This is a genomic window from Mycolicibacterium duvalii, assembly GCF_010726645.1.
Taxonomy (GTDB): domain Bacteria; phylum Actinomycetota; class Actinomycetes; order Mycobacteriales; family Mycobacteriaceae; genus Mycobacterium; species Mycobacterium duvalii.
Window position 1 is genome coordinate 5,016,221 of record NZ_AP022563.1, and the last position, 19,018, is coordinate 5,035,238.

General features: G+C 70.6%; 17 protein-coding genes and 1 tRNA gene. 14 read left to right on the top strand and 4 right to left on the bottom strand.

Annotation, left to right across the window (positions count from 1 at the left end):
* Positions 1-42 precede the first annotated feature (42 nt).
* Complete coding sequence (locus G6N31_RS23800; protein WP_276057631.1) at positions 43-843, top strand: oxidoreductase; 801 nt, start codon at positions 43-45, stop codon at positions 841-843.
* A gap of 424 nt (positions 844-1,267) precedes the next feature.
* Here the strand turns inward: G6N31_RS23800 and G6N31_RS23805 are convergent, their stop codons facing one another.
* Positions 1,268-2,134, bottom strand: coding sequence for an HAD-IB family hydrolase (locus G6N31_RS23805; protein WP_098002062.1), 867 nt, complete (start codon positions 2,132-2,134; stop codon positions 1,268-1,270).
* 417 nt (positions 2,135-2,551) lie between these two features.
* On the opposite strand from G6N31_RS23805, the gene ssd reads away from it, so the two are divergent.
* The 8 genes from ssd to G6N31_RS23845 are packed head-to-tail and all read left to right on the top strand — an operon-like array spanning position 2,552 to position 8,299.
* Positions 2,552-3,667 (top strand): septum site-determining protein Ssd, encoded by a 1,116-nt coding sequence (ssd, locus tag G6N31_RS23810; protein WP_234815184.1) that lies wholly within the window; start codon positions 2,552-2,554, stop codon positions 3,665-3,667.
* Entirely contained in the window at positions 3,664-4,839 is a 1,176-nt protein-coding gene (locus G6N31_RS23815; RefSeq protein WP_163722349.1) for a TadA family conjugal transfer-associated ATPase, read from the top strand. Before ssd ends, G6N31_RS23815 begins: the two co-directional genes overlap by 4 nt.
* Positions 4,836-5,615: a type II secretion system F family protein gene (locus G6N31_RS27170; RefSeq protein WP_098006238.1), complete on the top strand. Its 780-nt coding sequence runs from the start codon at positions 4,836-4,838 to the stop codon at positions 5,613-5,615. Before G6N31_RS23815 ends, G6N31_RS27170 begins: the two co-directional genes overlap by 4 nt.
* Positions 5,612-6,184 carry a type II secretion system F family protein gene (locus G6N31_RS27175; protein WP_179964231.1) on the top strand — a complete coding sequence of 191 codons (573 nt, stop codon included), beginning with the start codon at positions 5,612-5,614 and terminating at the stop codon, positions 6,182-6,184. The genes G6N31_RS27170 and G6N31_RS27175 overlap by 4 nt, the downstream gene beginning before the upstream one ends.
* Positions 6,185-6,209: 25 nt before the next feature.
* Complete coding sequence (locus G6N31_RS23830; RefSeq protein WP_098006240.1) at positions 6,210-6,410, top strand: DUF4244 domain-containing protein; 201 nt, start codon at positions 6,210-6,212, stop codon at positions 6,408-6,410.
* 23 nt (positions 6,411-6,433) lie between these two features.
* Positions 6,434-6,736: a TadE family type IV pilus minor pilin gene (locus tag G6N31_RS23835; RefSeq protein WP_163722497.1), complete on the top strand. Its 303-nt coding sequence runs from the start codon at positions 6,434-6,436 to the stop codon at positions 6,734-6,736.
* A gap of 34 nt (positions 6,737-6,770) precedes the next feature.
* Complete coding sequence (locus G6N31_RS23840) at positions 6,771-7,067, top strand: Rv3654c family TadE-like protein (protein ID WP_098006242.1); 297 nt, start codon at positions 6,771-6,773, stop codon at positions 7,065-7,067.
* A 50-nt stretch (positions 7,068-7,117) separates the two neighbouring features.
* Entirely contained in the window at positions 7,118-8,299 is a 1,182-nt protein-coding gene (locus G6N31_RS23845) for a serine/threonine-protein kinase (RefSeq protein WP_098006265.1), read from the top strand.
* A gap of 3 nt (positions 8,300-8,302) precedes the next feature.
* Here G6N31_RS23845 and G6N31_RS23850 read toward each other — a convergent pair whose 3' ends face one another.
* Both G6N31_RS23850 and G6N31_RS23855 read right to left on the bottom strand, forming a co-directional pair.
* Entirely contained in the window at positions 8,303-9,376 is a 1,074-nt protein-coding gene (locus tag G6N31_RS23850; protein ID WP_098006244.1) for a PAS domain-containing protein, read from the bottom strand.
* Complete coding sequence (locus G6N31_RS23855; protein ID WP_098006246.1) at positions 9,373-11,739, bottom strand: DNA 3'-5' helicase SftH; 2,367 nt, start codon at positions 11,737-11,739, stop codon at positions 9,373-9,375. Before G6N31_RS23855 ends, G6N31_RS23850 begins: the two co-directional genes overlap by 4 nt.
* A 299-nt stretch (positions 11,740-12,038) precedes the next feature.
* Here G6N31_RS23855 and G6N31_RS23860 point away from each other — a divergent pair, with 299 nt between their 5' ends.
* From G6N31_RS23860 to topA, 3 genes are all read left to right on the top strand, one after another.
* On the top strand, positions 12,039-12,242 hold the full coding sequence (locus tag G6N31_RS23860; protein WP_006243848.1) for a cold-shock protein: 204 nt from the start codon (positions 12,039-12,041) through the stop codon (positions 12,240-12,242).
* Positions 12,243-12,365: 123 nt separating this feature from the next.
* Positions 12,366-12,956: a hypothetical protein gene (locus G6N31_RS23865; protein WP_098006248.1), complete on the top strand. Its 591-nt coding sequence runs from the start codon at positions 12,366-12,368 to the stop codon at positions 12,954-12,956.
* A gap of 139 nt (positions 12,957-13,095) precedes the next feature.
* Positions 13,096-15,912, top strand: coding sequence for a type I DNA topoisomerase (topA, locus tag G6N31_RS23870; protein WP_098006267.1), 2,817 nt, complete (start codon positions 13,096-13,098; stop codon positions 15,910-15,912).
* A 3-nt stretch (positions 15,913-15,915) separates the two neighbouring features.
* Here the strand turns inward: topA and G6N31_RS23875 are convergent, their stop codons facing one another.
* Positions 15,916-17,544: an adenylate/guanylate cyclase domain-containing protein gene (locus G6N31_RS23875; protein WP_098006251.1), complete on the bottom strand. Its 1,629-nt coding sequence runs from the start codon at positions 17,542-17,544 to the stop codon at positions 15,916-15,918.
* 82 nt (positions 17,545-17,626) lie between these two features.
* Here G6N31_RS23875 and G6N31_RS23880 point away from each other — a divergent pair, with 82 nt between their 5' ends.
* Together G6N31_RS23880 and G6N31_RS23885 are read left to right on the top strand one after the other, a co-directional pair.
* The gene (locus tag G6N31_RS23880) at positions 17,627-18,841 is read left to right on the top strand and encodes a DNA polymerase III subunit delta' (RefSeq protein WP_098006253.1); all 1,215 of its coding nucleotides are present in this window, start codon (positions 17,627-17,629) and stop codon (positions 18,839-18,841) included.
* 47 nt (positions 18,842-18,888) lie between these two features.
* Positions 18,889-18,964: transfer RNA gene (locus G6N31_RS23885), tRNA-Thr, on the top strand.
* Positions 18,965-19,018: the final 54 nt, after the last annotated feature.

Below are 19,018 nucleotides of genomic sequence, written 5' to 3' on the forward strand. Positions count from 1 at the left end.
ACATCTGGCGCTGCGGGCGGCGCGTGCGGCGCGACGAACGTCATGGCTGGCCGGTCCAACGGTCGGCTAGCGTGTGCGAGCGTGACCAGCCCTACCCCCGGCGGAGATCCGTTGGCGCCGTTGTTGCGGCTGCGCGGCGTCGCCGAAGCCGTCGAGGAGGCCGGCGAAGCGTTGGGCCGCGCGCACCGCCACCGGACCAACCTGCGCGGCTGGCCCAAGACCGCTGCGGAGGCCAGTTTGCGCGCGGCCCGGGCGTCGTCGGTGCTCGACGGCGGTGCGTTGCAGTTCCCGGCGGACGGTCCCGAACCGGTGCTGGCCGGCGCGTTGCGGGTGGCCGAGGCGCTCGAAGGCGGCGAGGGCGCCTTGGTGGGCGTGTGGCGGCGGGCGCCGTTGCAGGCACTCGCGCGGTTGCACTCTCTGGCCGCCGCCGACCTGGTCGACGCCGATGTGCTGGGCCGGCCCCGGGCGCACCCGGATGTGGGACCCCGCTTGGAGATGCTGGCCGCGTTGGTGACCGGTGCGACGCGGGTGCCTGCCGCGGTGCTGGCCGCCGTCGCGCACGGCGAGTTGCTGACCTTGGCCCCGTTCGGCAGCGCCGACGGCGTGGTGGCGCGGGCGGTGTCGCGGCTCGTCACGATCGCCAGCGGTCTGGATCCGCACGGCCTGGGGGTGCCCGAGGTGCACTGGATGCGCCGCTCGAATGACTATCAGGCCGCGGCCCGCGGGTTTGCCTCCGGCACTCCCGAAGGTCTGACGGCGTGGCTGGTGCTCAGCAGCGAGGGGTTGCACGCCGGGGCGCGGGAGGCGCTGTCCATCGCGCAGGAGATGGCCTCAGCGAAATAGCCTCAGCAAAATAGAAGCGGGCGGCGTCCGAAGTACTTCGAAAAAACTTCGGCGCGCCGCCCGCCAAGCACTGGTCTCCGGTTACCAAGCGTGCGTATCGGGTTGCGTGGGTTGGCCTCGGCGCGATGCGATGCGCTTCGACGCTGACCTCACCCAAAAGGTCGTGTTCGCCGCTCGCTCTTCGCAAGTACGCAGGCCCGCAACGCTTTTACCTATTCCGCGGTATGTGCTCCGCGTGGGTTCCGGGACCCGTGCTGGGAGTCCGGGGTCGGGAGATAGAGCCTTCTCTTCCGGCTCGACCTTGGCCTCGCCCGGCTTCCGTACAACCCTTTGTACTACGTGACCGTGATCACATCAAGGGCTATTCGGTGCCCCGAGTTCGGATTGTTACGAGACAGCGGCAGCTACGTCCCGTCGGTGCTGTTCAGAACGCGAACCGGCGCAGCAGCGTATAGGTCAGCGCGCCGGCAGCCAGCGCGGTGAACCCCACCGCGGCGGTGGTCGCGACGGCGGCGCCCGACGGCGCGGGGATGCGGTCGCGTAGCGACACCGGCCGCGAGAACGTGCGCACCGCCCAGCCGCGCGCGGTGGCCTCCTTGCGGAGCGCCCGGTCCGGGTTCACCACCGTGGGATGCCCGACGGCCTCGAGCATCGGGAGGTCGGTGATCGAGTCCGAATAGGCGTAGCAATGCTCGAGCGCATAACCCTCGCGGGCCGCGAGCGCGCGAATGGCCGCCGTCTTGTTCTCGCCGAAGCAGTAGAAGGCGATCTCGCCGGTGTAGCGGCCGTCTTCGACGACCATCCGGGTCGCCATGGCGTGGGTGGCGCCGAGGGCGCGCGCGATGGGGGCGACGATCTCTTCGCCGGAGGCCGACACGATCACGACGTCGCGCCCGCACAGCTTGTGGTCGGCGATCAATTCGGCGGCTTCTGCAAACACCAGCGGGTTCACGATGTCGTGCAGGGTTTCTCCGACGATCGACCTGACCTGCTCGACGTCCCAGCCGGCGCACATGGTGGTGATGTAGGAGCGCATGCGGTCCATCTGCTCGTGGTCGGCTCCCGACATCAGGAACAGGAATTGCGCGTATGCAGACTTCAGTACGGCCCGCCGATTGATCAGACCCTGATTGAAGAAGGGTTTGCTGAAAGCCAAAGTGCTGGATTTGGCGATCACGGTTTTGTCGAGATCGAAGAAGGCTGCGGTGCGCACGGGTCGATCCGGCGGCGAACTCCCGGCGACGGGGGAATCGCTGGTCGACGGCTCGGATGCGGTCACACGGGTCAGCATAGGGCCGGCGGGTGTGACAGATTCCGGCAGCCTGTACAAATTGGCAGTTCACGACAGGTGTCCGCGACTGAAGTCTTTCCCAGATTTACGTCACTATTCCGCATTTCGGTCTTGCGCCCGCCCGTTGCCGCGTGTGTATAGTGGGCATCACTCGGCTTATGCCGGGTGTGCATCAGCCCGACCCCCCCGGGGCTGATACACGACGACCTCCGCCTCCTCCCCCCCTGGCGGGGGTCGTCCCTTTTTCCGGGTAAGTTTCGCAAAGCGGATAGATCAATCGCGCCAATGTGATTGCGGAACGGCATTTTCGCCCGCCCGCGGGTGCGCAATCCTCCACAAAGCAGAGTTCATCCCCAGATTCTCCCGGCGTCGTGATCGGCGCTTTCGCCTGTGCGGCAACGCATCGACGCTGATGGTGTGACTGCTGGCGCACCCCATTCCCCGTCGGAGGCGATCCTCGCGCTGTGTGAGGACCAGACGCTGGCCGCCGACATCGAACGTGTGGTGGCCGCCGCCGGACTGACGCTGGTGCGCGCCGTCGAGCCGTCGAGTCGCCGCGTCTGGACGGGAGCGGCCGCAGTGTTGCTGGATCAGCCCGCGGCCGTGCGGTGCGTAGGCCGCGGGCTTCCGCGCCGTCCCCGCGTGCTGCTCGTCAGCGCGTCCGCGCCCACGCCGGCGCAGTGGGAGTCCGCGGTGGCGGTGGGCGCGCAGCAGGTGATCCAGCTGCCGACGCAGGACGGAGATCTGATGGCCGTCCTGGCAGAGGCTGCGGCCGCCGCACGCGATGCCGCGGCGCGCGGACCGGTGATCGCGGTGCTGGCGGGCCGCGGCGGCGCGGGTGCCTCGATCTTTGCCACGGCGCTGGCGCGCGTGGCGGCCGAGGCCCTGCTCGTCGATGCCGACCCGGGTGGCGGCGGTCTGGACCTGCTGCTGGGCAGCGAGACCGAGCCGGGACTGCGGTGGACCGATCTGTCCCTGACCGGCGGACGGCTGACCTACTCCGCGCTGCGTGACGCGCTGCCGCGGCGCCATGACGTCAGCGTGCTGGCCTGCCGTCGCATGTTGGCTGGTGATCAATTCAGCAACGACATCAGCGCCCCGGCACTGGAATCGGTCATCGACGCCGGCAGCCGTGCCGGCGTCACGGTGATCTGCGATGTGGCCCGACAATCCAATGCGGTGACCGACACCGCGCTCGCGCTGGCGGATCTGGTGGCGATGGTCACGCCCGCCGATGTGCGGTCAAGTGCTTCGGCGGCGGCGACGGCGCAGTGGGTGGCCGCAGCCAACCCGAACACCGGGCTGGTGGTCCGGGGCCCTGCACCGAGTGGCCTGCGCCCGGTCGACGTGGCGCGCATCGTCGGGTTGCCGGTGCTCGCGGCCATGCGGCCGGAACCGAGAATCGACCCGATGCTCGAACGGGGCGGGCTGCGGCTGCGGCGGCGCAGTCCACTCGGCGCGGCGGCCCGCACCGTGCTCGAGGTGCTGCGGGAGAACCCGCATCTGGAGCGGCTGCCCGAGGCCGCGGCGTGACGGGCCCGCTGATCGAGCGGGTGCGCGAGCGGCTCGCCGCCGAGGGCGCCCCGTTGCGCCCCAGCGTCGTCGCCGCGGCGATCCGCGCCGAGTCCGGAGGAGTGCTCGGCGATACCGAGGTGTTGAGCAGCCTCCGGGAACTGCAGACCGAACTCGTCGGCGCCGGCGTGCTGGAACCCCTGCTGTGCGCCCCGGGCACCACCGACGTGCTGGTGACCGCGCCCGATGCGGTCTGGGTGGACGACGGGACCGGGCTGCGCCGCACTTCTGTGCGGTTCGCCGACGAGGCCGCGGTGCGTCGCCTCGCCCAGCGCTTGGCGCTGGCTGCCGGGCGCCGGCTCGACGAGGCGCAACCCTGGGTGGACGGCCACCACACCACCCTCGCCGTCCCGTCCGGAGGGCCCCTGACGGTACGGCTGCACGCGGTACTGCCGCCGATCGCGGCGGCCGGCACATGCGTGTCGCTGCGCGTACTGCGGCCGGCCACCCAAGACCTCGACGCACTCCGCCGCGCCGGTGCCATCGCCGACGACGCTGCGCGGCTGCTGGCCGCGATCATCGCAGCGCGGCTGGCCTTCGTGGTGTCCGGCGGCACCGGTGCCGGTAAGACGACGCTGCTGGCGGCGTTGCTCGGCGCGGTGCCCGACAGCGAGCGCATCGTCTGTGTGGAGGACGCCGCCGAACTGGCACCGCGACATCCTCACCTGGTCAACCTCGTCGCGCGCGCCGCCAACGTCGAGGGTGTCGGCGAGGTGACCGTGCGCGACCTGGTCAGACAGGCACTGCGGATGCGTCCGGACCGGATCGTGATCGGCGAAGTGCGGGGCGCAGAGGTCGTCGACCTGCTCGCGGCGTTGAACACGGGCCACGACGGCGGTGCCGGGACCGTGCACGCCAACAGTCCCGCCGAACTGCCCGCCCGCTTCGAGGCCCTGGCTGCATTGGGCGGGCTGGGCCGGGCCGCACTGCACAGTCAACTGGCCGCGGCCATCCAAGTCGTGTTGCACGTGACGCGGGACGGCTCGGGACGGCGCCGGCTCGGCGAGATCGGACTGGTGCGGCGCGATGCCGAGGGCGTGGTGGGCGTGCTGCCCTGCTGGCGGGCGGAAACCGGCCTCGCGGGTGGCGCCGAGGAACTGCATCGGCTGTTGCGGTCGCGAGGCTGCGCGTGACCGCCGCAGCGCTGGTACTGGCGCTGGCGGTGCTGACCGCCCCGGGGCCGCGGCGCGGGTGGGCGTGCGCCCCGGCGACGGGGGCTCGGGTGGGGGTGCCGATGCGAGCGCTCGCGGCGCTGGGCTGCGCCGTGCCGGCTCTGTGGTTGCCGTGGCCGGCAGTCGCTGCCGCCGCGGCGCTGACCATCACGCTGCTGGTGCGCCGCCGGCGGCGCCGACGGGCGCGCGACCGCACGCACGAGGCCGAGGTCCTGCAGGGAGCGCTCGACGTTCTGGTCGGGGAACTGCGAATCGGTGCGCACCCCGTGGCGGCGCTGACCGTGGCCGCGCGCGAGTCCCGCGGACCGGTGGCCGAGGCGCTGAGCGCCGTGGCGGCGCGCGCTCGGCTCGGCGCCGACGTGGCAGCCGGGATACGCGGCGAGGGTGCGCGCACGACCTCGCCCGGCCACTGGGAACGGCTCGCAGTGTGTTGGCAGCTGGCGCACACGCACGGGCTGGCGATCGCCACCCTGCTCGCGGCCGCGCAACGCGACATCACCGAGCGGGAGCGGTTCCGTGGCAGCGTGGAAGCCGGGATGGCGGGGGCCCGGGCCACCGCGGTCATCCTGGCCGGGCTGCCGGTCCTGGGAGTGCTACTCGGCCACGCCATCGGCGCCGAACCCTTGCGTTTTCTGCTGTCCGAGCCCGCCGGCGGCTGGCTGCTACTCCTCGGCGCCACGCTGATCTGCGCTGGGCTGCTGTGGTCGGACCACATCACCGCCGGAGCACTGTCGTGAGCTGGGCCGCGGTCCTGCTCGCGACCGCGCTGCTGCTCGACGCGTCAGGCGGCCGGATGCGCAGGGCCGAACCCCCGAGCCGGCCGCGCGACGACCGTGCCGGCGGTCGGGACGACGATCCCTTGGCAGTGGCCTCCACGCTCGACGTGCTCTCGGCCTGTCTTCGCTCCGGGATGGCGGTGTCGACGGCGGCATCCGCGGTGGCCGCCACGGCGCCGACCGCGATGGCGGCGCTGCTGCGCCGCGCCGCCGACCTGCTCGCGCTCGGCGCCGACCCCGCCCAGGCGTGGGAGAGCCGTGTCGGCTCGGGTTCGGCACACCTCGACGCGTTCCTGCGCATGGCCCGGCGCTCCGCGGCATCGGGTGCCGCGCTGGCACGCGGCGTCGAGGACCTCGCCACGCAGTTGCGGGCGGAGGCCGGCGACGCCGCCGGCGCGCGCGCCGAACGCGCGTCGGTGTTGATCGCCGGACCGCTGGGGCTGTGCTACCTGCCCGCATTTCTCTGTCTGGGCATCGTGCCGGTCATCGTCGGTTTGGCCGGCGAAGTCCTGCAAACGGGACTGATTTGACAACTCATGAAAGGAAACCGGAGCAATGAGGCAACATCTGCGAGAGCTGCGGGCGCGCATGATCGTGCTGGCCGTGGACGACGACGGCATGTCGACCGTCGAGTACGCCATCGGCACCATCGCTGCCGCGGCGTTCGGCGCGATCCTGTACACGGTCGTCACCGGCGATTCCATCGTCGGGGCCTTGACCGACATCATCAGCCGGGCGTTGACGACCAACGTCTGACCGGTGAGTCCGGGGGCGTCACGATCGAGGCCGCGTTCGCGGTGCTGTCGCTGGTGGCGGTACTGGCCGTATGTCTGGCCGGGCTCACCGCGCTGTCGATGCAGCTGCGGTGTATCGACGCCGCCAGGGAGGCCGCGCGGCTGGCGGCGCGCGGAGACGACGCCGCCGCCACCGAGACGGCCCGCCAGATCGCGCCCACAGGCGCCCGCGTGCAGGTGCGACGCGCGGGCGACTTCGTGGTGGCGACCGCCTCGGCGACGTCGCCGCTGCTGCCGGGCATCCCGATCGGGGCGCGCAGCGTCTCGGCGGTGGAGCCGGACGGCTGACGACCGCGGCGCGGCCAGCATCGTCGCTGCGGCGATGATCGCCGCGCTGACCGCGGTCACCGGCGCGGGCGCACATCTGGGAGCAGCCATGGTCGCGCGCCACCGCGCGCAGGCCGCCGCCGACCTGGCTGCGTTCAGCGCGGCAGTGTGGCTGGCCTCGGGCCCGGATGCGGCCTGCGCGATGGCCCGCAGGATCGCCGATGCGTCGGGTGCCGCCGTGGAGGACTGCCGGACCGAGGACCTCGACGTCACGGTGCGCGTGGCGGTGCCGGTGGGGCTGGCGTGGTCGCCCGGGCCCGCGCGGGCGGTGGCCCGGGCCGGGCCGGCGTGAGGGCCGGCCGGAGGGTTTACGCCGGGGTAAGTCAGGCTACGCAGATGACCATGTCCGGCCCTGACGTGCTTGCCGGCCGCTACGAACTGGGCGGTGTGCTCGGCCGCGGCGGCATGGCCGAGGTCCGGGAGGCGTTCGACACCCTGCTGCACCGCCCGGTGGCGGTCAAGATGCTGCATCCCGGCCTCGACGACACCGCGGACAATCGGCGCCGGTTCGAGCAGGAAGCCCGCTCAGCGGCCGGCCTCGAGCACCCGAACATCGTCGCGGTGCACGACTTCGGCGAGCACGACGGCAGCCCGTTCATCGTGATGGAGCGTCTGCCCGGCGACACCGTCGCCGACGAGCTGGCTCGCGGTCCGATGCCGGTCGCGCAGGTCCGCTCGATGCTCGACGACGTGCTGGGGGCGCTGAGCGTCGCCCACCGTGCGGGCGTGCTGCACCGCGACGTCAAACCGGGCAACATCCTGGTGTCGGCGACCAGGGACAGCGTCAAGGTGGGGGACTTCGGAATCGCCAAGACCGCCGACTGCGCGGCCACCAGGACCGGGCAGATCATCGGGACCATGTGCTACATGAGCCCCGAGCGGCTGGCCGGCGCGCCTGCCTCTGTCGCCGACGACCTGTATGCCGTCGGCGTCATCGGTTACGAGGCGGTGCTGGGCCGGCGGGCATTCCCACAGGACAACCCCGCTGCGGTGGCCCACGCCATCCTGCACGCACCGCCACCGCCGTTGGGCGTATGCCGCACGGACATCGACCCGGTGCTGGCCGGCGTCATCGACCGCGCCATGGCCCGCGTGCCCGAGCAGCGGTTCGGCAGTGCCGAGCAGATGCGCGCCGCGCTGGCCGGGCGGCTACCGGTCGCCGCGCGGCCGCAGACCCGGGTCCTGCCGATGCCCGTGCCGCCGCCGACCGCATATCCGGGGCCGGCGGCCGCTGCTCGCCGTGACACCCGCCGGCCGCTCCTGGTCCTTGCGGCGATCGCGTCGGTGTTCCTCGTCGCGGGGCTGGCCCTGGCCTTGCAGCCGTTCTCGTCGCCGGAACCCATCCGGCCCATCGGCACGAGCACGGCGGTCCCGCCACCCTCGACCACACCTCCGCCGCCCCCACCGGTGGTGCAGCCGGTCGAATCCGCGCCGGCGGCACCGCCGGCCGAGAGGAAACCGGACAAGCCGAAGAAGAACAACGGAAACGACGACAAGGGCCCCGGCAAGGGCCGCGGGGACTGAGCGTCACCGACTTCGCCGCGAGCCCACCTTCCGGCCGGGCGACAGGCGGGTCGTCCGGCGGTCGCGATCGGCGAGTTCGGTGAGTTCGTCAGCCGTCGGTGCGCGCAGAACCGCCAACGCCGCGGTGACGCCGTCCTCGAGTTCGACACGGTGCACGGTGATGTGCACCGGTGTCCACTCGCCGTCGCGGTCGACCAGTCGCAGCACTCCCGCGGCCGGGCCGGTCGCGAACTGGCCGGCCATGGCGGTCATCGCGTCCTTGTCCTGCGGATGGATCACCCGGTCGCTGCGCATACCGGCACGCCAGTCGAAGAACGGCGCCGGATCGTCCAGCCATTTGAGCAGCGTCCAGTGCGTGGGGTCGACCAACGCCCGATGCACGCCCGGCTCGGCCAGCCCGTCGAGAATCCGCTGGGCCAACAAGTCCTGCTGAATGGTCGCGCCCTCGCGCACGCTGCGCCAGTTCATCGCACGGCAGATCACCCGCTCGGCGTTGCTGTCGGGATCCTCGACCAGCGACCGCGACACGAACCCGACCGTGATCGGCTGGCCCTGGTAGTCGTTGACGTCCCAGGTGCTGCAGATCAACACGCCCGGTTCGGGTTTGATCACCATGCCCAGCACCTTGGCCTCGTAGGGGTTGAGGTCACGGCGGGGGAGATCGTCGGCGAAGGCCCGCCCGTGCAGGTTCTGCCGGGACGGGTCCCAGCCCCCGACACGCAGCGACTCGGTGGTGTCGGTGGCGGTGCCCTCGGTGAGGTTCCAGATCAACGGCCCGACCAGCGGGCGGGGCGGCGGCTCCTGGTCCACCGATCCCACCCAGATCTGGACGCCGTGGATGACCCCGTCGGACATCTGCACGACCTCGGTGCGGATCACGCTGTCGCTCTTCGGGGTGATGCTGCTCAGGCCGGTGCCGCCACGGACCGTCTCGCTGATCGCGGTCTGAATCGCCATCAGGTGAGGGTTGCGGCGCAGGACCGTGCCGATCGGGATGAGGTTTCTGGTGTGCACGCCTTCCGCGACGACGACAGGCTCGGCGCCGAGGGTCTCCACGAGCAGCCAGTCGTGGCTCATGACGGTGATCCTATCCAAGGCGCTGCCGCCACCGCGTCCACCACCAACCGCAACACCGCCACCGCCCCCGCCTTGTCCAGGGGATCGTTGGCATTGCCGCACTTGGGCGACTGCACGCAGGACGGGCAGCCCGACGGACACTCACAGGCCTCGATCGCCGACGCGGTGGCCCCCCACCACTCGGTGATGGTGTCGAATCCGCGCGCGGCGAAACCCGCGCCGCCGGGATGGCCGTCGTAGACGAAGATCGACGGTAGCCCGTCGACGGGGCCCACCGCCGTCGAGACCCCGCCGATGTCGCCTCGGTCGCAGCTGGCGACCAACGGCAGCAGCCCGATCGCGGCGTGCTCGGCGGCGTGCAGCGCACCCGGCCACCGCAGCACGTCGATCCCGTTGCGCTGCAAAGCCTCCGGGGTGATCGTGCACATCACGGCCATGGTGTCGAGCGTGCGGATGGGCATGTCGAGTTCGACGAAATCGATTACCTCACCGTTGATCCGGCGACGCAGGTATCCGGTGACGGTGTTGCTGACCGACACCGGAACCAGGCCTATCGTCACGTCGCCGTGACGGCTGCGCCGGCCCGGTCCGGTGACGCTGATGTCGGTGACCTCCCGCGCGAAGGTGGTGTAGCCGGGATCCTCGGCGCGCACGAAGGCGACACCGTCCTCGAAGTCCAGGGAATCGACGACGTAGGTCTCGCCCTGATGCAGATACACCGCGCCGGGGTGGACACACGCGGGGGCCTGCCCCGCGCCCGCGCTGCCGAGCATCCGACCGGTGCCGGCTTCCAGGATGGCGATCTGCCCGCCGGTTCCGCCCCGGATGTCCACGGCCGGATGAGGGTCGACTCCCGGTGACGGGAAGTATCCGGCCGACCGGCGCCGCAGCAGTCCGTCGTCGACCAGCGCTGCGGCCACCTCCTCGGCGTCCCACAACCGCACCTCGGCGTCGCTCAACGGTAACTCGGTGGCCGCGCAGAGCAGTTGCGGTCCAAGGACATACGGGTTGGTAGGGTCGATCACCACCCGCTCGATGGGCTTGTCCAGCAACGCCGCGGGATGATGCACCAGGTAGGTGTCGAGCGGGTCGTCACGGGCGATCAGCACCACCAGCGCGCCCTGGCCGCGTCGGCCGGCGCGGCCGGCCTGCTGCCAGAACGAGGCGACGGTGCCCGGGAACCCGGCCAGCACAACGGCATCCAGACCGGCGATGTCAACGCCCAGCTCGAGCGCATTGGTACTGGCCAGACCGCGAAGTCTGCCGTCGCCGAGCGCGGCCTCGAGCTCACGCCGGTCTTCGGCCAGGTAGCCGGCCCGGTAGGACGCGATCTGCTCGACCAGATGGGGCGCGGTGTCGGTCAGTCTCGCCCGCGCGCCGAGGGCCACGAGTTCGGCCCCGCGGCGCGACCGCACGAAGGTCAGGGTGCGCGCGCCCTCGGTCATCAGGTCGGCCATCACCCGGGCGGCCTCGGCGCCGGCCGAACGACGCACCGGTGCACCGTTTTCGCCCACGACGGTGTCGATCAGCGGAGGCTCCCACAACGCGACGGTGCGCGCTCCGTGCGGCGATCCGTCCTCGGTCACCTCCACCACCGTTTGACCGATCAGTTCGGATGCGGTGACCGCGGGTTCGGCGGTGGTGGCACTGGCGAAGACCACGGTCGGCATCTGTCCGTCGGGCGAGTAGCGGGCGCACAGCCGCAGTAGCCGGCGCAGCACCATCGCCACATTCGAACCGAAAACGCCGCGGTAGTAGTGACATTCGTCGACCACGACGAAGCGCAGGTGGCGCAGGAAGACAGCCCATTTCGCATGGTTGCGCAGCAGCGACAGATGAATCATGTCCGGATTGGAGAAGATCCACCGGGACCGCTCGCGTGCGAATCGGCGGACCTCGGTCGGACTGTCGCCGTCGTAGGCGGCCGGCGCCACCTCGGCGAGCGCCGGTATGGCCGCCGTCAGTGATGTCGCCGCCCGTAACTGGTCGTGGCCGAGAGCCTTGGTCGGCGACAGGTACAGCGCCCGGGCCCGGGGGTCCTCCACCATCGCGGTCAGGATCGGCAACTGGTAGGCCAGCGACTTGCCCGAGGCGGTTCCGGTGCTCACCACGACGTGCCGACCGTCGCGGGCCAGTTGAGCCGCGGCCAGCTGATGCGACCACGGCGCCTCGACTCCTCGATCGAGAAAGGCCCGCACCACATCTGAGTCGGCCCAGCACGGCCATGCCCGCGTCGCGGCCCGCCGCGGGGGCAGATCGGCGACGTGGCGCAGGGGGGCGTCGTCGGCCGCGCTGTCGGCTCCGGCCCCCTCGACCGCATACGCCAGCAGTTCCCGGCCGAAATCGGCTACCGGATCCGCCAAACTCGCCCTCCCGAAACGCCGCACCCGAACAGTCCTGGAGTTAATTGTTCACTACAGGATCCCCCGAAGGCCTCGTCAGACTGTCGCAGCGGCCCCGAACGTGATTGACTTACCACGGTCGCAGCTTCTGTGTTCGTGTATCAGCACTCGCAGGAACGACGTTGCGATCGCGGTTCCTGCGAGGGTTGTAGGTCGGGTCGAGTTCCGAGCACTCCACGAAGGTATGGCGGTCGGAACGGGCCCGGTCTACCGAAAGACGGCGGACCGCCCGGTGAATACAGAGAAGGAATGTACGAAAGATGCCACAGGGAACTGTGAAGTGGTTCAACGCGGAGAAGGGCTTCGGCTTCATCGCCCCCGAGGACGGCTCTGCTGACGTTTTTGTCCACTACACGGAGATTCAGGGTTCCGGCTTCCGCACCCTTGAAGAGAACCAGAAGGTCGAGTTCGAGGTCGGCCAGAGCCCCAAGGGTCCCCAGGCTACCGGCGTCCGCGCCGTCTGAGACCACCCCAGACCTCACGGCACCCCCGCGCTGTCCACACGGACGCCGCGGGGGTGTTCCTTTCCGGGGAGCGCCCGGCCGGGTAACCGGTCTGTGCGGGTGCGCTGGCCTAATGTCTGAAGTGTGAGCCAGCTGTCCTTCTTCTCGGCGGAGTCGGTGCCCCCGGCCATCGCCGACCTGACGGGGATCCTGGCTGCGTCCGGGCAGGTTGTCCTGGTCGGCGGCGCCGGTGAGCAGGGCGCACGGTTGTCGGTGGTGGTCGACGAGCTCTGGCGCGCCGAGGGGCTGGCGGAGATGATCGCCGACGCGGACCTGGAGCCCGAGATCGCCCGTACCGAGGAGGACAGCCCGCTGGTGCGCACCTCGGTGGACGTCCGGTTGGTCGCCATCGCCGCCGAGTGGACCAGGGGCGCGGTCAAGACGGTGCCGCCGCAGTGGCTACCGGGTCCGCGCGAACTGCGGGCCTGGACGCTGGCGGCGGGCAGACCTGAGGATGACCGCTATCTGCTGGGGTTGGACCCGCACGCACCCGACACGCATTCCGCGCTCGCGTCGGCGATGATGCGGGTTGGAATCGCGCCGACGCTCATCGGCACGCGAGGCTCTCGGCCGGCGTTGCGCATCAGCGGCCGCCGTAGGCTGTCGCGGCTGGTAGAGAACGTGGGAGAGCCGCCCGCGGATCCGGAAGCGGTGGTGCAATGGCCCCGGGTGTAGGAGTGTCGAGCCGGTCACCGCGGAGGGGGCCGGTTTGCGTCGGTAGGCCCGGGGTGTCAAATTGTCAGTTGCCGAGGCAGGCAGCATGGATTCAGAGGTCCGGCCTGCGGGCAACAGAAGAAAGTGGAGCAAGACCAAATTGGCTGACGGCGACCGCGGCAGCGGGGCAAACGGCACTGTCCGGCGACTCGTCATTGTCGAGTCGCCCACCAAAGCGCGCAAAATCGCTGGTTACCTGGGCTCCAACTACATCGTGGAGTCGTCGCGCGGGCACATCCGCGACCTGCCGCGGGCCGCGGCCGACGTGCCGGCCAAGTACAAGTCCGAGCCGTGGGCCCGGCTGGGCGTCAACGTCGACGCCGACTTCGAACCGCTCTACATCATCAGCCCGGAGAAGAAGAGCACCGTCGCCGAGCTGAAGGACAAGCTCAAGAACGTCGACGAACTCTATCTGGCCACCGACGGTGACCGCGAGGGTGAGGCGATCGCCTGGCACCTGCTCGAGACCCTCAAGCCCCGGGTGCCGGTCAAACGGATGGTGTTCCACGAAATCACCGAACCCGCGATCCGCGCCGCCGCCGAGGATCCCCGCGACCTGGACAACGCGCTGGTCGACGCCCAGGAGACCCGGCGCATCCTGGACCGGCTCTACGGCTACGAGGTCTCTCCGGTGCTGTGGAAGAAGGTCGCGCCCAAGCTGTCGGCCGGGCGGGTGCAGTCGGTGGCCACCCGCATCATCGTGCAGCGCGAACGCGAACGCATGGCGTTCCGCAGCGCCGGATACTGGGATGTCACCGCCGAGCTGGACGCCAGCGTCTCCGACGCCCAGGCCAGCCCGCCGACCTTCACCGCCAAGCTCAACACCGTCGACGGGCGCCGCGTGGCCACCGGCCGTGACTTCGACTCCCTCGGCGCGGTCCGCAAGCCCGACGAGGTGCTGGTCCTCGACGAGGCGGCGGCCAACGCGCTGGCCACCGGCCTGCGCGGGGCCCAGCTGGCGGTCTCGTCGGTCGAGCAGAAGCCCTACACCCGTCGTCCCTACGCGCCGTTCATGACCTCGACGCTGCAGCAGGAGGCCGGCCGCAAGTTGCGGTTCTCCTCCGAGCGCACGATGAGCATCGCCCAGCGGCTCTACGAGAACGGCTACATCACCTACATGCGTACCGACTCGACGACGCTGTCGGCCAGCGCTATCGAAGCCGCCCGCAACCAGGCCCGCCAGCTCTACGGCGAGGAGTACCTGCACCCGTCGCCGCGGCAGTACACCCGCAAGGTGAAGAACGCCCAGGAGGCCCACGAGGCCATCCGTCCCGCCGGCGACGTGTTCTCCACGCCCGGCCAGCTGCACAGCCAGCTCGACAACGACGAGTTCCGGCTCTACGAGCTGATCTGGCAGCGCACTGTGGCCTCCCAGATGGCCGATGCCCGCGGCACCACGCTGAGCCTGCGTATCGGCGGGCAAGCCCAGTCGGGTGAGCAGGTCGTGTTCAACGCCAGCGGTCGCACCATCACGTTCCCGGGCTTCCTCAAGGCCTATGTGGAGAGCATCGACGACCTGGCCGGCGGCGAGGCCGACGACGCCGAGAGCCGGTTGCCGAACCTGACCCAGGGGCAGCGGGTCGACGCCCGGGACCTGACCGCCGACGGCCACACCACCTCGCCACCGGCGCGCTACACCGAAGCATCGTTGATCAAGGCGCTCGAGGACCTCGGCATCGGCCGCCCGTCGACCTACAGCTCGATCATCAAGACCATCCAGGACCGTGGCTACGTGCACAAGAAGGGCAGCGCACTGGTCCCGTCCTGGGTCGCGTTCGCCGTCATCGGCCTGCTCGAACAGCACTTCGCCCGCCTGGTCGACTACGACTTCACCGCTGCGATGGAGGACGAACTCGACGAGATCGCGGCAGGCCATGAGCGAAGGACCAACTGGCTCAACAACTTCTACTTCGGTGGCGAGCACGGCGTGGAAGGATCGATCGCGCGGGCCGGCGGTCTGAAGAAGTTGGTCGGTGGCAATCTCGAGGAGATCGACGCCCGAGAAGTCAACTCCATCAAGCTGTTCGACGATGCCGAAGGACGCGCGGTCAACGTCCGGGTGGGCCGCAACGGTGCCTATCTGGAACGGATGGTCGTCGATCCTGACAACCCTGGCGAGCTCAAACCCCAGCGGGCCAACCTCAAAGACGAGCTGACCCCCGACGAGCTGACGCTGGAACTGGCCGAAAAGCTCTTCGCCACACCGCAGGAAGGCCGGTCACTCGGTGTCGACCCGGAAACGGGTCACGAGATCGTCGCCAAGGACGGCCGGTACGGACCGTACGTCACCGAGGTGCTGCCCGAGCCGAAGGGCGGCGATGACGGCGAGGCGGGATCCCCGGCGAAGAAGGGCAAGAAGCCGACCGGTCCCAAGCCGCGCACCGGATCCCTGTTCCGCAGCATGGATCTGGAGACGGTGACCCTCGAGGACGCGCTGAAGCTGCTCTCGCTGCCCCGGGTGGTCGGCGTGGACCCGAACACCGACGAGGAGATCACCGCACAGAACGGTCGCTACGGCCCGTACCTCAAGCGCGGCACCGATTCCCGGTCGCTGGCCACCGAGGACCAGATCTTCTCGATCACGGTCGACGAGGCGCTCAAGATCTACGCCGAACCGAAGCGCCGTGGCAGGCAGGGCGCGGCCGCCCCGCCGCTGCGCGAGTTGGGCAACGACCCGGTGTCGGGCAAGCCGATGGTGGTCAAGGACGGCCGTTTCGGGCCGTATGTCACCGACGGGGAGACCAACGCCAGCCTGCGCAAGGGCGATGACGTGCTGGCCATCACCGACGAACGCGCCTCCGAACTGCTGGCCGACCGCCGCGCCCGCGGCCCGGTGAAGCGGACCAAGAAGGCGCCGGCCAAGAAGAAGGCCGCGGCGAAGAAGGCGCCCGCCAAGAAGGCCACCAAGAAGAGCTAGCCGTCAGGACGAGTGGCTGACGTCGCCCGTCATCTGATCGTCGAGGCGGGCCCGCTCGGAGAACGCCTCCTCCGGGGAGGCCAGCTTCACCGGCCGGGCCAGCTGGGTGGGCGCGGTGCGGCCACGCAGCTCGACGATCTCGCCGACATCCCAGCACAACGCTTCGGCGTCCAGCGCGTCGCTGACGGCCACCGCCGAGGCCAGCACATGGCCCTTTTCCAGCTTGGCGAGCTCGGTCAGCCGGGCGGCCTCGTTGACCGGGTCGCCGATCACGGTGTACTCGAAGCGGGCCTGCGCGCCGATGTGGCCGGCGATGGCCCGGCCCGCCGACACCCCGATGCCGAACTCGGTCTCCCCGAGCACCTTGATCAGCTCGTCGTGCAACTCCCGCGCGGCGGCCAGCGCAGCCCCGGACGCGTCGGGATGCTCGATCGGTGCCCCGAAGATGGCGAGCGCAGCGTCACCCTGGAACTTGTTGACGAAGCCGCCATGCCGGTTGACGGTGTCGACGACGACGCGGAAGAAGTCGTTGAGGAGGTTCACCACCTCCGCGGCCGGGATGGTGGCCGCCAGCCGCGTCGACCCGACCAGGTCGACGAACAACACCGCGACCTCGCGTTCCTGGCCACCCAGCTCGGTGCCGCGCTCCAGCGCCCGGCGGGCCACATCCTCGCCGACGTACCGACCGAACAGGTCCCGTAGCCGCTGCCGTTCGGCCAGGTCGCGCACCATGTCGTTGAACCCGGCCTGGAGCAGCCCCAGCTCGCTGGCGTCGTAGATCTGCATGTGGGCGTTGTAATTGCCGCGCTGCACCTCGCCGAGCGCCCAGCGCAGCTGGCGCAGCGGATCGGCGATCGACATGGCCACCAGCACCGTGCTCGTCAGCCCGATCACCAGCCCGACGATGGCCAGCAGCAAAATCGTGGTCAGCAGTCGGTCGGCCGGCGCGGTGAGCACCGCGAACTTGCTGGCGATCAGGGCCAACAGGATCGCCAGCAGCGGGACACCGGTGGCCAGGACCCAGGTCAGCACCTGGCGCAGGATCACCCCAGGCGCCCGGAAGTTCTCCGGTACGCCGCCGCGCAGCGCGGCGACGGCGACCGGCCGCAGCACCCGTTCGGACTGCAGGTAGCCGATGATGGCGGTGGCGGTGGCGCCCAGGCCCGTCGCGACGGCCACCACCGGCGCGGATTTGCTGGCCACCGGCCAGCTGGCGACGATGAAGACCACCGAACCGAGCAGCCAGTTCGTGGCGCTGATCAGCGAGCGGTAGAAGGGCATGCGCAGCGCCCGCATCCGGGCCACTTCGGTGTCGCCGGGGTCCCGGTCACCCAGCAGCATCTCGCGGCGCTGCCAGCGCATCACCGGGATCAGCATCCGCAGCGTCAGGTAGGACGCGACGGTGAACGAGATGAACAGGTAGCCGAGGAAGATCGCCAGGTTGTACGCGGGCAGATCCTGCAGCTGGATCCGGTCCTCGGGCGGCAGCCCGAACCGCAGGAACCCCAGCACCAGCAGCGCGCCGATGATGTCGGCCTGCAGCATGCCCAGCGTGAACACCGGCCACGGGGTGCGCGCGACCCAGCGGACGAATGCACTGATTCGCCCCGGTTCGATCGCTTGCGTGGCCATTGGTTCACCGTAACGGGCGCAGCTGACGCGGACGTGGCCTCTGGGACGGACGTGTCGGTTCGCAGCGTTACTGTTATCGGCGATGGCCGGGGTTTTCACACGTCTTGTGGGCCAAGACGCAGTTGAGGCGGAGCTCGTCGCGGCGGCGCGCGCGGCCCGCGGTGACGCGGCTCACGCCGAGGTCGCGGTTGAGGCCGGCGTCATGACGCACGCGTGGCTGATCACCGGCCCGCCCGGGTCGGGGCGGTCGGTGGCGGCGCTGTGTTTCGCCGCGGCACTGCAGTGCACGTCCGACGCGGTGCCCGGCTGCGGAGAGTGCCGGGCCTGCGCGACGACGATGGCCGGCACCCATGCCGACGTGCGCCGCATCGTGCCCGAGGGGTTGTCGATCGGGGTCGACGCGATGCGCACGATCGTGCAGATCGCGTCGCGCCGGCCGGGTACCGGGCGGTGGCAGATCGTGGTGATCGAAGACGCCGACCGGCTCACCGAGGGTGCGGCCAACGCGCTGCTGAAGGTGGTCGAGGAGCCGCCGCCGTCGACGGTGTTCCTGCTGTGCGCGCCGTCGGTGGATCCGGAGGACATCGCGATCACCCTGCGGTCGCGCTGCCGCCACGTCGCGCTGACCACACCGCCGGCGAAGGCCATCGCGCAGGTGCTGATCGACGCCGACGGCATCCCCGAGGCGGACGCGACGTGGGCGGCGTCGGTCAGTGGGGGACACGTCGGCCGAGCGCGGCGTTTGGCCACCGACGAACAGGCCCGCGAGCGGCGCCGACGGGCACTGGGCCTGGCCCGCGACGCCGCGACCCCGTCCCGGGCGTACGCCGCGGCCGAGGAATTGGTGGCCACCGCCGAGGCCGAAGCGAAAGCGCTGACCGAGGACCGCAACGAAACCGAGGCCGAAGAGCTGCGCACGGCGCTGGGCGCCGGCGGCACCGGTAAGGGCACCGCGGGCACCATGCGCGGCGCCGCCGGGGCGCTGAAAGACCTGGAGAAGCGACAGAAGTCGCGGCAGACGCGGGCGTCGCGCGATGCGCTGGATCGCGCGCTGATCGACCTGGCGACGTATTTCCGGGACGCGCTGCTGGTCGCGTCGGGCGCCGGCGACGTCACCCCGAACCATCCCGACATGGCCGATCGGGTCGCGGCGATGGCCGCCCACGCGTCGCCGGAGGCCCTGTTGCGCTGCATCGAGGCCGTGCTCGACTGCCGGGAGGCGCTGGCGGTCAACGTCAAGCCCAAGTTCGCGGTCGACGCGATGGTCGGCACGGTCGGGCAGGCGCTGCGCGGCTGAGTTGGGTCGGTGCCGACCCCTGCCGTAGACTCGTCCCGCCCAACCAGGCCGCCTTAGCTCAGTCGGCAGAGCGATTCACTCGTAATGAATAGGTCGGGGGTTCGATTCCCCCAGGCGGCTCCACCAGTTCGTCGATGCGTCGAGCGTGCGTGTGTGGCGCTCAGAGCGCCGTTTTTC

Bases quoted from the DNA above. Each gene is read 5' to 3' on its own strand.
- G6N31_RS23800 (WP_276057631.1), top strand. From the start codon at position 43: ATGGCTGGCCGGTCCAACGGTCGGCTAGCGTGTGCGAGCGTGACCAGC.
- G6N31_RS23805 (WP_098002062.1), bottom strand. From the start codon at position 2,134: ATGCTGACCCGTGTGACCGCATCCGAGCCGTCGACCAGCGATTCCCCC.
- G6N31_RS23830 (WP_098006240.1), top strand. From the start codon at position 6,210: ATGAGGCAACATCTGCGAGAGCTGCGGGCGCGCATGATCGTGCTGGCC.
- G6N31_RS23840 (WP_098006242.1), top strand. From the start codon at position 6,771: ATGATCGCCGCGCTGACCGCGGTCACCGGCGCGGGCGCACATCTGGGA.
- G6N31_RS23845 (WP_098006265.1), top strand. From the start codon at position 7,118: ATGTCCGGCCCTGACGTGCTTGCCGGCCGCTACGAACTGGGCGGTGTG.
- G6N31_RS23850 (WP_098006244.1), bottom strand. From the start codon at position 9,376: ATGAGCCACGACTGGCTGCTCGTGGAGACCCTCGGCGCCGAGCCTGTC.
- G6N31_RS23860 (WP_006243848.1), top strand. From the start codon at position 12,039: ATGCCACAGGGAACTGTGAAGTGGTTCAACGCGGAGAAGGGCTTCGGC.
- G6N31_RS23875 (WP_098006251.1), bottom strand. From the start codon at position 17,544: ATGGCCACGCAAGCGATCGAACCGGGGCGAATCAGTGCATTCGTCCGC.
- G6N31_RS23880 (WP_098006253.1), top strand. From the start codon at position 17,627: ATGGCCGGGGTTTTCACACGTCTTGTGGGCCAAGACGCAGTTGAGGCG.